General features: G+C 50.9%; 12 protein-coding genes. All 12 read right to left on the bottom strand.

Annotation, left to right across the window (positions count from 1 at the left end; genetic code table 11):
* Positions 1 to 3: 3 nt before the first annotated feature.
* A complete protein-coding gene (locus VIS48_04645) occupies positions 4 to 690 on the bottom strand; it encodes a hypothetical protein (protein ID HEY9165427.1) in 687 nt (228 codons plus the stop codon).
* Positions 691 to 698: 8 nt separating this feature from the next.
* Entirely contained in the window at positions 699 to 2159 is a 1461-nt protein-coding gene (locus VIS48_04640) for a hypothetical protein (GenBank protein ID HEY9165426.1), read from the bottom strand.
* Between the two features lie 101 nt (positions 2160 to 2260).
* A complete protein-coding gene (locus tag VIS48_04635; protein ID HEY9165425.1) occupies positions 2261 to 3388 on the bottom strand; it encodes a hypothetical protein in 1128 nt (375 codons plus the stop codon).
* Between the two features lie 5 nt (positions 3389 to 3393).
* The gene (locus VIS48_04630; protein ID HEY9165424.1) at positions 3394 to 3672 is read right to left on the bottom strand and encodes a hypothetical protein; all 279 of its coding nucleotides are present in this window, start codon (positions 3670 to 3672) and stop codon (positions 3394 to 3396) included.
* A 112-nt stretch (positions 3673 to 3784) separates the two neighbouring features.
* Complete coding sequence (locus VIS48_04625) at positions 3785 to 4558, bottom strand: YjbH domain-containing protein (protein ID HEY9165423.1); 774 nt, start codon at positions 4556 to 4558, stop codon at positions 3785 to 3787.
* Positions 4559 to 4571: 13 nt separating this feature from the next.
* Positions 4572 to 5963 (bottom strand): amidohydrolase family protein, encoded by a 1392-nt coding sequence (locus VIS48_04620; protein ID HEY9165422.1) that lies wholly within the window; start codon positions 5961 to 5963, stop codon positions 4572 to 4574.
* A gap of 11 nt (positions 5964 to 5974) precedes the next feature.
* A complete protein-coding gene (locus VIS48_04615) occupies positions 5975 to 6991 on the bottom strand; it encodes a N(4)-(beta-N-acetylglucosaminyl)-L-asparaginase (GenBank protein ID HEY9165421.1) in 1017 nt (338 codons plus the stop codon).
* Entirely contained in the window at positions 6988 to 8457 is a 1470-nt protein-coding gene (cysS, locus tag VIS48_04610; protein HEY9165420.1) for a cysteine--tRNA ligase, read from the bottom strand. Before cysS ends, VIS48_04615 begins: the two co-directional genes overlap by 4 nt.
* Positions 8454 to 10169 carry a DNA repair protein RecN gene (gene recN, locus VIS48_04605; protein ID HEY9165419.1) on the bottom strand — a complete coding sequence of 572 codons (1716 nt, stop codon included), beginning with the start codon at positions 10167 to 10169 and terminating at the stop codon, positions 8454 to 8456. Before recN ends, cysS begins: the two co-directional genes overlap by 4 nt.
* Before the next feature lie 3 nt (positions 10170 to 10172).
* Complete coding sequence (locus tag VIS48_04600) at positions 10173 to 11951, bottom strand: vitamin B12 dependent-methionine synthase activation domain-containing protein (protein HEY9165418.1); 1779 nt, start codon at positions 11949 to 11951, stop codon at positions 10173 to 10175.
* 5 nt (positions 11952 to 11956) lie between these two features.
* Positions 11957 to 13780: a homocysteine S-methyltransferase family protein gene (locus VIS48_04595; protein HEY9165417.1), complete on the bottom strand. Its 1824-nt coding sequence runs from the start codon at positions 13778 to 13780 to the stop codon at positions 11957 to 11959.
* A gap of 5 nt (positions 13781 to 13785) precedes the next feature.
* Positions 13786 to 14079 carry a hypothetical protein gene (locus tag VIS48_04590; GenBank protein HEY9165416.1) on the bottom strand — a complete coding sequence of 98 codons (294 nt, stop codon included), beginning with the start codon at positions 14077 to 14079 and terminating at the stop codon, positions 13786 to 13788.
* Positions 14080 to 14192: the final 113 nt, after the last annotated feature.

The raw sequence follows: 14192 nt of genomic DNA, 5'->3' as shown, positions 1-14192 counted from the left end.
AGACTATCCGGCGATGTTGAAGTAGAAACCTATAGCAACCGAGGGGACAAGGAAGCGCGATCTCGGCATGAACGACGAAGAAAACAAATCGAAATAATTCATTCCGCCATTGAAGTACAATCCAAGATATTTGTCGAAGCGAAGCGAGTTTCCCAATCCGAGGTATGCGGTTGCCCCGCTGGTGAATCTGGAGTTCGGAATTGTATAGTTTAAGAATGACCCGTTCGTGGGAAAAGCCCAACCCAATAACAGTCCCGCGCTGGTTTCGGCGTAGAGCGTATATGAAAGAGTCCCTAGCTTTGAGTTGATTATCGGGATCCTGAGGCCAAATTCAACAGGCAGAATGACACTCTGGTAATAGGGCGAAGTGTATCCGTCAGAACTCAAGTTCAGAATCGATGCGCGCAGGATGTAATTCTTGTACACCGGTACTTCCCCCACGGCTCCGACTCCTATCGACGTCGCGTTCAACATTACCGGAAAATACTGCGGCGCGGAAATCAAATGTTGCTGGGCAGAAAATGGGGAAAGGTCATCCTGAAAGCCGGTCTGTCCGAAATTCACGGAGCGGTATGAACTGGATGTGGCAGGAGGGCAAATTCCCTGCTTAACATCCTGTGCGCGTGCGGAACAATCTATAGTGAGTAACAACAAGAAGGTCGCCAGTCCACGGAAATACGCATTCGTCATGGTTCACCTCAGAAATTATAAGCGAATGTAAACATGAAGTTCGTGTTAGTAATCTTTTCGCTTGTTGTACTATACGAATCATACAACTGATGCGTCGTATTCCACCACCCATACTGGTACGCGAAATCCAGATCGATGCTGTTCTGCAATTTAACTCCAACTCCGCCCGACAAGAACTTCTGGGCCTGGTTGGTGCCGTCGCCGACATAAGGTGACTGTATGTATTCACCTCCGACCCTGAGGAACGGGACAAAAAGGGAATATTGCGGGTCGGTGAGAGCAAACTCCAGTCCAGCGCCGACGTTGGCGGTGGCCCTGAATTCAGACTTTATCTGGGAATTCAAGCCCGCGATAAAATCCGACGGAAGATTGGAATTCCCGAATTGGAGTTGTGACCAATCTTCATATTTTAAATCCGCCGCCAGCAGGAGTTGGGATGTTCCGCCTGATACACCGACTCCAAATTCAAACGGAGTGGTTACGTCGTACTGGCTGTTACCGCCCGGGGTATTGTATGATATCGTCGTACCCGACAGATATGATGCCGTGCCGCCGTCGGAGTAAGTTTCGTTAACCGTAATGAAAGTGGGAAATTGGATTGTGACGCCAAATCTCGCAATAGTGTTTCCGCGGTCGTCAGGCAACCGATAAAGCAAGCCGACCTTCGCGTTCCATCCGCTCAAGTCCTGATCTACCTGATCGCTCAGAGCAAAGCTTCCAAAACCGACAGCTCCCTGGAGATCGGACAACTGTCCCGTGTAGAGGTGCCTTGGATCGGTCTCAGTGAACGAACGATTATACTTATATGATCCGCTGACCAGGTTCAACGTCAACCCTATTGAAAAGTCCTGAGCTATATCCACCGCGCCCGCTGCCAGCCAATGATTCAACCCACCCGATTCATACACTGTTCCGGACTGTCCGACATTTTTGTTCACAATAATATTCCCCAGTGTGTCTTCGAGGCCGACATTATAGGGGATGTCATACGTCCCTTGAGGATCTGTCTTGGGATCGGTCTTCAGTGTCGGAATAATCGAGCTGCTCGGATTAAACCCATTAAAACTCAGAGCCGAGTTGAAGTCCGTGCCGCGATTATAGCCGAGGGCGATTACAAAACTTCCTCTCATTGTCGGGAATGGATAAACGAGCCCAAGGTTGGAGAGATCTGTCTGAGAGCTTGAGCCGGTGGTACTTTGATTGTAGTAGGTCACGTCGTTGTTATAACCGAGGAAGTTCAACCCCATCGCAAATTGTGATTGGCGCGACTGGGCCAACCCGGCGGGATTAAAAAAGGCGGCATCATAACCCTGCGACAAACCCACCATCGCGTTGCCCATGGACATCGATCTAGCGCTGACTCCGTATTCGCTCTGTCCGAGTCTGAGAGCGTCTTCCGGATATTGAGCAAATGCGTTGAGCGAAATCGAAAGAGTAATGATTGCGACTGTTATTAATTTGCTTTTCATGATGCTTCCGTTCCGATTAAGATATTTTAGAGTCGTGTACTTTCAAGTTTGCTGTATCGCAAAAAGCAAAACTAATAAATCTAGATTGTCAAAAGACAGAGCTAGCGTCGGGACCTTCCACCACCACTCGAACCGCCACTGCGTGCGGGCGCGGCGCTTGCCCTCGGCGCGCTGTAAGAGCGAGGTGCGCTCTCAACTCGGCGTGCTTGTGGTGCTGCGTAAACACGAGCCGGGTTCGAACCGTAGAACGTCCGTGCAGGTGCATATTGGCGCGTCTGAGTCCTCGTCAATACACGGTTCGATGGTCCGTAATATCTCACTGAAGGGCCGTATTGGTATCCGCGATACTGTGCAGAGATCCCTCTTCCTCTGCTTCTCGGCTGCGATTGCGGTTGTGACTGCGGCTGCGAGGGAGGTGGAGAACTCGGCGATGGATTCTGTGACGGCGGAGGCGTGCTCTGCCGTGTGGGACCTGTGTCTCGAGTGCGCGGCTGCGACTGAGGTTGAGACGGACTCTGTGAGGGAGGCGGATTGCTGCTGCCTGATCTCGTCCGCGGCTGGTCCGCATTGCCGTTTGCCGGCGGATTATTACCGGTCGTTCTTGTCCTGGTCGATGTAGAGGCGCCCGCGGTTCCGGTCGAGCTGCTTGTGTTGTTCGCGCTTCCAGTGCTGACTCCGCTGCCCGGCAGAACAGTGGTTGGGGTAGTACCACCACCATAGTTGTCCCGTCCGAAACGAGTATCTCCCGAACTTCTCACCCGTCCGTTTGATGCCGGATTGCCGTTCTGATAAGCGTAGTAGCCGCCGTAAGGTGAATACGGATAAAACGGGCTGTAATAATACGGCGAGTAGTACGAGTAGTAGGGGCTTCCATATCCAAAACCACCGTACCATGACCCGGGACCTCCATACCACGAATTCCACCCGAGACCGAAGTACCAGTTGTCCGAGTACCACCATGCAGGACTTGGAGTGTACCAATTATCGTTCCAGCCATAATAATTATAAGGATAACCATAATCGTTATTATCATAGTAATTATTCACAATTGGCGCACCGGTAGAATCGTACGCATAAGTCGTATCGTTGTAGCCGTATCCCGAGTTGTTGTCGTTCGAGTATTCGTAATTGTCTCCGCCGTTACTCGTCGCCGCGAACTCAGTGTAACATCCACCGAAAGCGAATGCGGCCCAAGCTGAAAAACTCAAAACTAACATTCTCGTTTTCATGACATTCACCTCGTATTTTTTTGACGCGGCGGATCGTCCAAACGCTTAACCGATCCGGACCTGCCTGCGTCATCCCCTTCGTACTGAAACCTCTTCTCCTCTTCGGAGAACTCGTGGAACGTTTCGTATATGCTTAAAGGAAGAGTACCACTTTGGCGCCGGCAAAGAGCACTCGTGCTGATGACCGCCGGCTGATCGAGCATCTCGCACTTTCCCGAACCGGACTCTTTGCTCAACCGACCGTCCATCGCACCCCCGTTCATCTCCGCCGTCATATTTGTCATCACACTACTTCCTTTGCTCAATTTCAATAACATCTAATTTGAAAACAAGGCGCTCAGGAAGCCTTAAAATAAATTAATACCAAAACCATAGACGAGTGATGAAGTAGGATGGTTACATCGATTGGACGTATTCGATCCTGATTGTGCGGAGGCTCCCGGTCTTCTTAAGATCGAGTAGGTTCTTATAATCGAATTCGACTGTGAAGCCGTTCCCAACGCTCCATTTCACGCCCGCGTTCATGAACCCGCGCCCGGGCTGCGCCAAGCGAAGCGTGTCCGTAAGGTTATCGTTAAATCCGAAATTATACTCCAGCATTACCGAGATATCGCTGCCGATTGTCTTGTCGGCGCCCACTGAAAAATTTATGTTCTTGTTTCCGTCTCCGTCTTCCAGCGAATAGTTGACAGCCCCGTGAACGCCCAGGTAACCAAGCATTGTGAAATACTTCGATCCGGAAGCGAAGAAGCCCGGCGATTTGTAGGAATACCGGCTGTATTGCGAGAGATACTCGTCTTTCCCCTGGGAATCGTAGCCGATCGCAAGCGCGGGAAAGTCGGGCGTCTCATCGATCAACCGGAATCTGATATTGACTCCGGGGTTCTTGTTCCAGCCCACGGGACCCGACCCGATCACGTTAGTTCCTCCGTAACTCAGGCCGAATGTCAACCTATTAAACGCACCCGCCTCCAGTGAAACCAGTAGCCCGCTCATCTCATAAAAGTGCACATTCATCCCGATCATTCCGTTGTGTAAAATGCCTGCTGTCGGCATGTCGATCAAATAGCGCGATTCGATCTGACCGTTGCTGCCGGCGCTGCCATTGACCCCACCCGCAAACGCCGCGGAGGACAGAACAAATATGGCTGCAAAAATCGTGGACTTCATCAACTGTCTCCTTTTATATTTCGTCTTCTCCAAAAACCTTCCGCGTATTCTTTGGCAGCTCAATTTTCTGTGCTTCGTCGTCCAGCTCCGAAAGGTTTTCCCCTCTTGTCTGAGGCACCTTCGGAGAATATGACTTGCTTTCGGACACCATCGTCTGTTCTTTGTACTTGTTCAGCACCTCTGTTAATTCGTTGTGTTCCCTCATCAAATCCGACTCGCTGAATATCAGAAGCTTTCTATCCTTATAAACGAACTCGCCCTCGACCATGACATCGGACACGTCGGAGTCGGAGTAATCTTCGAGCAGGGCGGAAATGGCCTCCTTGTGCGGGAGCTTACTGAGCCTGCGAGCGGAAATCTTTTTCGCATCCACGAAAGAGAGATTAGCCAGCTTACCGGTCTCGATGCTTCCGAGTCTGGAGCCCATGTTGAACATCCCAGCGCTTACTCTGGTCGTGCTGGCGAGTGCTTCTTCAGGCGGGCATCCGAATTCGAGGAGCTTTCTCATCTGACCGAATAGACCGGGAGTCTCCCAGTCGGATCCGATTGCATATTTGTCGAATACGTTCCTGATCGTTCTATAGCTTTGCGCGTTGAGGCGGCTCGGTACAAGTATGATTTTTGCGCTGGCATTTCTCGCAATCTTCAGCGAGTTGGGAGGAGTGTCGTTCATCCCGACTAAGAACGTCGCCGCGCGCAGGAGTCCGCTTCTCTTGAGAAGTTGGATCAGGTTCGCGTTGAAATTCGTCTTGGTGGTTTGGACATCTTCGGAATCCTCATCTATGTGCGAGAGGATCCAACCCGGCGCATCGGAATTTGTCCGAGACACTGCGCTGATGCCGAAGAGTGTAAGATCTTTCTGGTAAGGTACGAACAATCCGATCTTGAGGTGACTATCGACTGCCTTCTTCAGAAATGCCGATTGCGATTCGCTCTCGGCAAACGCGACCGCCTCGATGCCAGTCAGCTTGACAGCCGAGAACATTCCTCTCGCTCCCGCTTCGTCGCCAATTATCGAGAAGGCGATACCGCAAACCCCGGATTGAAGGAGCCCGAAAAAAGCGAGGTGATACATCTTCTCGTAGAAGCTCTCCGGCTGCGCGTCCAGCACCGATTCTACTTTGAGCAGATACTCATCCCGCCACTGCGAAACCGGCCGGCGCGGTTCAATGAACCTGCAGATGATAGCTTCAGGATGATAGTGCGCATTGAAGAAAGCCGGCAGGAGAATTTTACCTGCGGTATCTACAATTTCGGCTTCAGGATATTTCCTCCGCAACAACTCGATATCTTTTGAGACTTCGCCGACGAGGTTCGACCGGACCAGCACATTATATAACCCGCTCTGCATTTCATCGTTGCAAGTGAAAACATACGCCCCGGTCAGGATCTTTGTGGAGTTCATTGCCTTCTCAGTTAATCATTATACAGGAACTTGCAGTCGTAGAGTTGATTGACGCCGCTTCCGCGTAGCGCATATTGGAATCCTTTTCTAATGGCCGCACCGCCCACATCGCCATCTGCGTTCAGTGCAATATAAGCAAGTTGGAACGTTTTATCAGCCTTTATCAGTTTCGAATGCACATCGATGGCCCTCTTGACAGCAGTCTCGCACGCTTGTTGCGGTGTCATTCCGCCGCGCATGCTTTCGACAACGAGATGACTTCCAACAATGCGTATGTTCGCCTCACCGACGCCCGTGGAGGCAGCTGCTCCCACTTTACCATCGACGTAGAGTCCGGCCCCTATAATCGGCGAATCACCGATCCTGCCGTGAATCTTGAAAGCAAGTCCGGACGTAGAAACGCCCGCGCAGAGATGTCCTTTCGCATCGAGGACGAGGAGCCCTATCGTGTCATGGTTGTCGTTGAGATCGTTCATGTCGTGCTCGGGAACCCAGTTGTCCTTATCGCTCATGCTCTCTTTCCACTCGAGCCATTTCTTCCTTGCTTCGTCGGTGAGGAGATCGGTGTGCTTGAAGCCCTGAGCAAGAGCAAATTTATATGCGCCTTCTCCGGCCAGCATGACATGCTTGGTGCGCTCCATGACTTTTCTGGCAACCCCGATCGGGTTCTTGATGTTTTCAATAGCGCCGACAGCTCCGCAGTTACCGCGCCAATCCATTATGGACGCGTCCAGGGTCACTTTCATATCTTCGTCGGGGAGTCCACCGTACCCTACACTCATGATAGACGGATCGTTTTCGATCGTCATTATCCCCTGTTCCACGGCGTCGAGTCCGCTCCCGCCATCACTCAAGGTTTTCCAGGCCGTCTCATTTGCCTGCATTCCGAAATTCCATGTCGACAATACTACCTGGGAACCCATCCTTCCTCCGTTTCTCGTAATGATTTTCGGCATCCCTAATTTCGTTGCAGCGTAGGCTCCCACTCCCGCCACGGCGCTCTTCTTTATGAATTCGCGTCTCCTCATCCGGTCACCTTGTATCGTGTCCCGTCTTTCCCGTCTTCAAGAACAATTCCGAGGCCGATAAGCTCATCGCGAATCCTGTCGGCAAGCTTGAAGTCTTTATTCAGTCTGGCTTCCGCTCTTAGTTTCATCAAAAGCTCGACAAGCCCGGCCTCCAGCTTCTCACGGCCCTGAAGACTTGCAGCCGACGGCACAATGCCCAATACGTCGCCGGCAAGCTTCATAATGAAAGAATAAACAAGACCCGCAGTCTCGCGCGACATCGGGGTCGACGATGATAGAATGGTGTTGATGTCCTTGACCATCTCGAAGAGTGATGCGATCGCAAGAGGTGTATTGAAATCATCAGCCATTGCGGCAAGCCACTCGCCGTAATACCGGCGCAAATTAACTGGTTCCTCCGGGAGATTTTCAAATTTCACATCGGAAATACTTTCCCCGGAAATACTCGTCAGTAGTCTGATCACATTCCTGAGGCGGTCAAGACCTTTTGCTGCACCCGATATTGCCTCATCCGAGTAGTCGAGCGGACTCCGATAGTGGCTTTGTAAAATAAAAAATCTCAAAGTAACGGGATCGAATTTCTTAAAAGCGTCCTTCAGGGTAACAAAATTTCCAAGCGACTTACTCATTTTGACGCCGTCTACCGTAACCATATTGTTGTGCAACCAGTATTTCACGAACGGCTTGCCCGTTGCCGATTCACTCTGCGCAATTTCACATTCATGGTGAGGGAATTCATTGTCTAACCCTCCTCCATGTATGTCGAACGACTCTCCGAGATACTTCATGCTCATTGCGGAGCACTCGAGGTGCCAGCCCGGAAAACCTTCACCCCAAGGGGACGGCCATCGCATGATATGTCCGGCCTCAGCTTTCTTCCATAGCGCGAAATCTGCAGGGTTCGCCTTGTCGCTCCTCACATCCACTCGAGTACCCGTAATCAGATCTTCAATCTTTTTTCCCGAGAGTTTCCCATACTCGGGGAATTTCCTTACATCGAAATAAACATTCCCTCCGGTCTCATACGCGAACCCTTTTGCGACGAGCTTCTTCGCGAGTTCGATCTGTTCCAGAATATGGCCGGTGGCACGCGGAGAGATATTGGGCCGTTGCACGCCGAGCATGTCCATGTCTTCGAAATAACTCCTTATGAACATTTCGGCTATCTCCATCGGATCGATCCGGTCCTTCCTGGCTTCGCTTTCAATCTTGTCGTCGCCTTCGTCGGCGTTGTCCGTCAGGTGGCCCACGTCGGTAATGTTCTGGACATACAATACCTTATACCCCACAAATCTGAAGAACCTTACAATAGTGTCGAAGGAGACATAACTCTTGCCGTGTCCGATATGTGAATGGTTATAAACTGTCGGACCGCAAACGTAAATTCCAACCCTGTCGTTGTGAACCGGAACAAATTTTTCCTTTTTCCTCGTGAGCGAGTTGTACAGATAAATTTCAGTTTTCATTTCATCCCGATGAGTTCTTTTGCACCCGAGATACTTGCCTGTGTGACATCTTCGCCGCTTAACAGACGAGCGACCTCAAGTACCCGCTCGTCCTCCGACAGTCTTTCTACGCGCGTAACTGCCCGTTTGCCTTTCACGACCTTCTCCACTCTGAAATGAACGTCAGCCTGTCCGGCAATCTGCGGGAGATGAGTGATCGCGACAATCTGATGAAAGCCGGAAAGATTTTTCAGCATCTTCCCCACTTTCGCACCAATCCGGCCACTAATACCGGTATCGATTTCATCGAACACGAGGAGCGGAAGCCGATCGCTCTTGGCAAGGATCGATTTGAGAGCAAGCATGATCCTTGAAATCTCACCGCCCGATGCAACCTTTGCCAGTGGGCGCGGCTCCTCGCCAACATTGGTCGAGACGTAAAATTCGACCGAATCAAAACCCTTTTCGGTCGTGTCGTAGAAATCTCTTCCGAGTCTGACAAGCGGCTTCAAAGCCGCATCAGCGCCTTGGTACGATTTATTGGAAATAACGACTTCGAATTTCGCCTTTTCTATTCCAATTTCGCCCAGAACGCCGACAATGCTGCGACTGATTCGCTCGGCAACCTCCCGTCTCTTTGCCGAGAGTCTTTCGGCAGTCTCGGACAGGCCGGATCTGACCGCTTCGACTTGAGACTCGAGTTTCCGGATCTCGTCGTCAAAATTTTCCGCAAGCGAAAATTCCCTCCCTATCTTCTCCCTATATTCGATCGCCGCCTCCAGAGAGCCGCCGTACTTTTTCTTGAACAAGGTCAGGACCCCCAGCCTCTCCCGAATTTCCTCGAGCCGCTGAGGATTGAAATCGATCTTGCTGCTATAGCTTTGCACGAATCTGGTTATGTCGTCCACAACTGCCTTTGCGGTCTCGGTTTCGTCACGAAGAGGTTCGAACGATTTGTCGATTTGTGCCAAGTCTTCAAGTTGGTTCCTCACCACGACGAGTTGATCGTGGACGGAATTTTCGCTGTCGTATAAGAGCTCATACAGTTTCGCCGCAGCCTCAAACAACTTCTCGGCGTTCTCCAAAATCTTCAGCTCCGACTCGAGCAGATCGATTTCACCCGGCTTTGGGTCGATGGAATCAATCTCCTTGATCTGGAACGCGTAGAGATCCTGTTTCTCTTTCAAAGCATTCCGCCTTGAGACGAGGTCCTTCATCTCACCGATCAGATTCTCGAGCTCGCGATATGAGCCGCGAAAATTTTTGAGGAGCATCTCGAGACCGCCGAAGTCGTCTATGAGATCGATATGCGTCTCGGGGCGAAGGAGTGACTGGTGCTCATGCTGGCCATGAAGATCGACGAGGGAATCTCCGAGCTCCTTAAGTTGCGAGACCTGGAGCGGGGTGTCGTTTACGAACGCGCGGCTCTGTCCCTTCTGGTTGACCTCACGCCGGACGATCACTTCGTCTCCGCACTCGATGCCCGATTCTTCAAGAAGCCGCCGGACCTTCTTGTTACCCGTAACCGTGAATATGCCCTCAACGATCGACTTGTCGGCGCCGCTCCGGACATCCTCGACGTTGGCGCGCTCGCCGAGAATCAGACTGAACGCATCGATTATGATGGACTTGCCGGCCCCGGTTTCGCCGGTAATGATATTCAGACCGCTGCCGAACTCAATCTCAAGTTCCTCGATCAAAGCGAAGTTCTTTATGGTAAGATTCTTCAGCATGTTCTATTTGACATTAAAATACTTCGCCTCCGGGTGATGAACAACAATTGCCGTAGTGCTCTGTTCCGGGACGAGCTGATATTCCTCGGTCAGAGTCACGCCGATTCGCTCCGGGCTGAGAAGCTTAAAGAGCTTCGACTGGTCCTCGAGATTCGGACACGCGGGATATCCAAATGAATACCTCGAGCCGCGATAGCCCTGAGAAAAGAGTTTCCTGACATCACCGGCATCCTCAGATTGGATACCGAGTTCAGTTCTTACGATCTTATGCCAGTATTCCGCCAGCGCTTCCGCGCTCTCCACACTCAGGCCGTGAAGATAAAGATAGTCCTGGTAATTCCCTGCGTCGAACATGTGGTGCGTGTACTCGCTCGCCCTGGTCCCGATCGTCACGGTCTGCAACTCAACTACATCATATGTTCCCGAACTTACGGACTTGAAATAATCTGAGATGCAGAGGAACCTGTCGTCGCTTTGTCTCGGAAAACTAAACCGTACCCATTCAAGGAGTTGTGTCTTAACGGGAGCTCCGGGTTTCAGCGATTTCCATTTCGAATATAGATCGTTTTCATCCACAGGACGATATATAATCAGATCATTTCCATCGGATTGACATGGGAAGTAACCATAAACAACTTTCGGCTCGAAAAGTCTTTCTCTTTTCACTTTCAATTTCAATTCGGAAAGAGCAGGGTAGACTTTGTTTTCTAGAAGCCGGTTATATTCCCCTTCGTCCTTTCCCTTCTTTCTGAATTGCCACTGTCCACGTATGAGCGCGACCTCGTTCAAATATTCCCAAATCTTCTCAACCTTAATGTCGCTCACTATCGTGCTCCCAAAGAAGGGAGGGATCGGAACCGGAACATCCGCACTGACTTTGCTGCGGTGGGACCGATCGCGCTCCGGTTCTACTTTCCTGGTCCGATTCAACTCGAGGGCTTTATTCAGAGATGACGAGGACGTGGTGGCGCCTTTGAGTTCCGCGACATCGATCTTTCCCGATTTGATGTCTTCTCCCGCTCTATTTGTATTTGAATACGCGGGATCCCTTAAGCGGGACATGAAATGGAGACCGTCGAACGCATCGTTGGCATACGAGAGGTAGCCGTTGTAGACGCTTCGGAGATCATTCTCCACATACCTGCGAGTGAGCGCCGCTCCGCCCAACACCACAGGAATTTTCAAGCCGCGATGTTCCATCTGCTCGAGGTTTTCTTTCATGACTACGGTCGATTTCACGAGCAGACCGCTCATCCCAATGGCATCGGCGTGATTTTCCTCCGCGGCTTCGATGATCTGCTCGATCGGTACTTTTATTCCAAGATTGACTACTTTGTAGCCGTTATTCGTGAGTATGATGTCGACCAGGTTCTTGCCGATGTCGTGCACATCGCCCTTGACGGTCGCAAGGACCATGATGCCTTTCTGGACTCCCTCGAGCCGGTCCATGAAAGGCTCGAGGTACTTGACAGCAGTTTTCATGGTCTCGGCGGATTGAAGTACAAACGGAAGCTGCATTTGCCCGCTTCCAAAAAGTTCTCCGACCACTCTCATTCCATCAAGAAGAATCTCGTTAATAATTCTGAGAGGCGGATATGTCTCAAGAGCTTTTTTAAGTTCGCTGTCTATCCCGATTTTGTTGCCGTCTACAATCCTTTTCTTAAGCCCATCCTCAAGGGAGAGCGATCCGGTGTCTTCCTCCCCGCCGGGTTGGGACTTCGCACCCGAGTAATAATTCATCAGCTCAACGAGCGGGTCATAAGTACATTTGAGTTCAGCCATAACTCTTATGCCACCTCATATTTCCGCTCGTCATAAATCAACTGTCGGCAAAGTTCTCTACCACGTTCGTCTATCTTATACAGCGGCATGATCTTCTGGGCATTTACAATTGAAAGGTCAAGCCCCGCTTCGATCGCATAATGCAGAAAAACGGAATTAAGTACATGCCGCACGTGGGCGTTCAGGCCGAATGAAGCGTTGGATACTCCAAGGATCGTGTACGACTTCGGAAACCGGCTCTTGATCATCCTGATCGCTTCGACCGTTTCGATTCCCGATTTGCGGAACTCCTCGTCGCCGGAACCCAGAGTAAAGGTCAACGTGTCGAAGATCAGGTCTTCCTCGCGCATTCCGTACTTATCGATCGCGAGATCATGGATCCTTTTAGCGACCTCGAATTTCTTCTCTCGCGTCTTGGCCATGCCGGATTCGTCGATGGTCAGAGCGATGACAGCTGCCCCATATTTTCGGCAAAGCGGCAGGACACGTCTGAGCCGTTCCTCGCCATCCTCGAGGTTTACCGAGTTGACAATTGCTTTACCCGCGTAACGCTTCAGCGCTTCCTCAATCACGGCATACTCGGTGGAGTCGATCATAAGCGGCAGAGCGACCTGCGTGTTAAACCGCATCATTACCTCGCGCATATCGCGGACTTCATCCCTGCCGACATACGCGACGCATACATCCAGGATGTGAGCTCCTTCTTTCATCTGTTCCTTCGCCAACTGGACCATGGCATCGTAATTCTCTGCAAGGAGTAGCTCTTTGAACTTCCTAGAGCCATTCGCGTTGCACCTCTCGCCGACAATCACAGGCGCAGGATCGAGATGAAGAGCAACACTCGAGTAAATGGACGAAACCGAAGGGACATAAGCGAACTCACGTTCTTTCGGTCGAGATTCCGCCGCGATTTTCGTGAGACGCGCAATATGCTCGGGAGTCGTTCCGCAGCAGCCGCCGATTATGCTTACTCCGAATTCATTCACAAATCTCCGCATCCAGTAGTCCAGCTCGTTCGGAGTGAGATGATAGCAAGCTTGTCCTCCGATGTTCTCCGGCAGTCCGGCGTTCGGCATGACGAACACAGGCTTTGGGGAATTCTCACAGAGGTAGCGGACATTCTCCTCCATCTCTTTCGGGCCGGTGGCACAGTTCATACCGAATACGGTCACGATGTTGTACGGCTCTATCGTTGTGAGTGCGGCTGAGATTTCCGTCCCCATGAGCATCGTTCCCATTGTCTCAATCGTAATTGAGAGGATGACTGCCACCTCTGTTCCGCTCTCAGACATAAATTCGCTTATTGCAGCGAGCGCCGCTTTCGCCTGAAGAAGGTCCTGACATGTTTCCACGATCAGAAGATCGGCACCGCCGTCCACGAGGCCTCTCACCTGCTCTTTGTATGAATCACGCAGTGCATCGAAACCGATATGGCCGAGCGAAGGAAGTTTCGTTGTCGGGCCCATTGAACCTGCAACGAGCCGTCGTCTTCCATTTGAGGAATACTCGTCGGCGATTTTTCTGGCAATTTCAGCGGAACGTTTGTTTATTTCATATGCGCGCTCAGCAAGTCTGTACTCCACAAGAACCACCGATGTAGCGCCGAACGAGTTGGTTTCAATAACGTCCGCTCCCGCATCAAGAAATCCTCTGTGGACTTTTTCGGGAGCTTGGGGAAATGTCAGGTTCAAGTATTCGTTGCATCCGGCAAAACTCTCACCTCCGAAATCGGCGGCTGAGAGATTTTGCGATTGAAGGCTTGTCCCCGTGGCACCGTCGAAGACAAGAATTCTATGTTCAATAATCTCTAAAAGTTCTTTGCTTGTCATTTGGCTCAATTTTCAATCAATTTAGCTTCGATTATGGGAAATTCAAACGGATCGCTCAACACGAAAAAGTCTGCACCAGATGATGTTTCGCGCATTGACGAGTCGAAGATAAAACCGATAGAACATTCCGACAAATTCCACATCATATGAGGAGCTCCACGCTCTGGTTCTTCTGTCGATGGCGTACCGTTGTGAATGGTCTGCGGATTTTGCTCCAAACCCAACATGTCTCGTTTAGCATGCAACCATGTTCCATTTACGCTGACGCGGGCAGAGTTGTTAGCAATTTGCAAACCCATTCCAACCGCAGCGGCTTGGTTGATGCAAATCTTATTGCAAATATGCCCGATGTCTGCGATATTCTTGCGGAGGCAGTCCCAATTGGATAATGAGAGCGGTTCAAATTGACTTA

Source organism: Candidatus Kryptoniota bacterium (genome assembly GCA_036567965.1).
GTDB lineage: Bacteria > Bacteroidota > Ignavibacteria > Kryptoniales > JAKASW01 > JAKASW01.
This window is presented reverse-complemented; position numbering and strand designations above follow the sequence as displayed.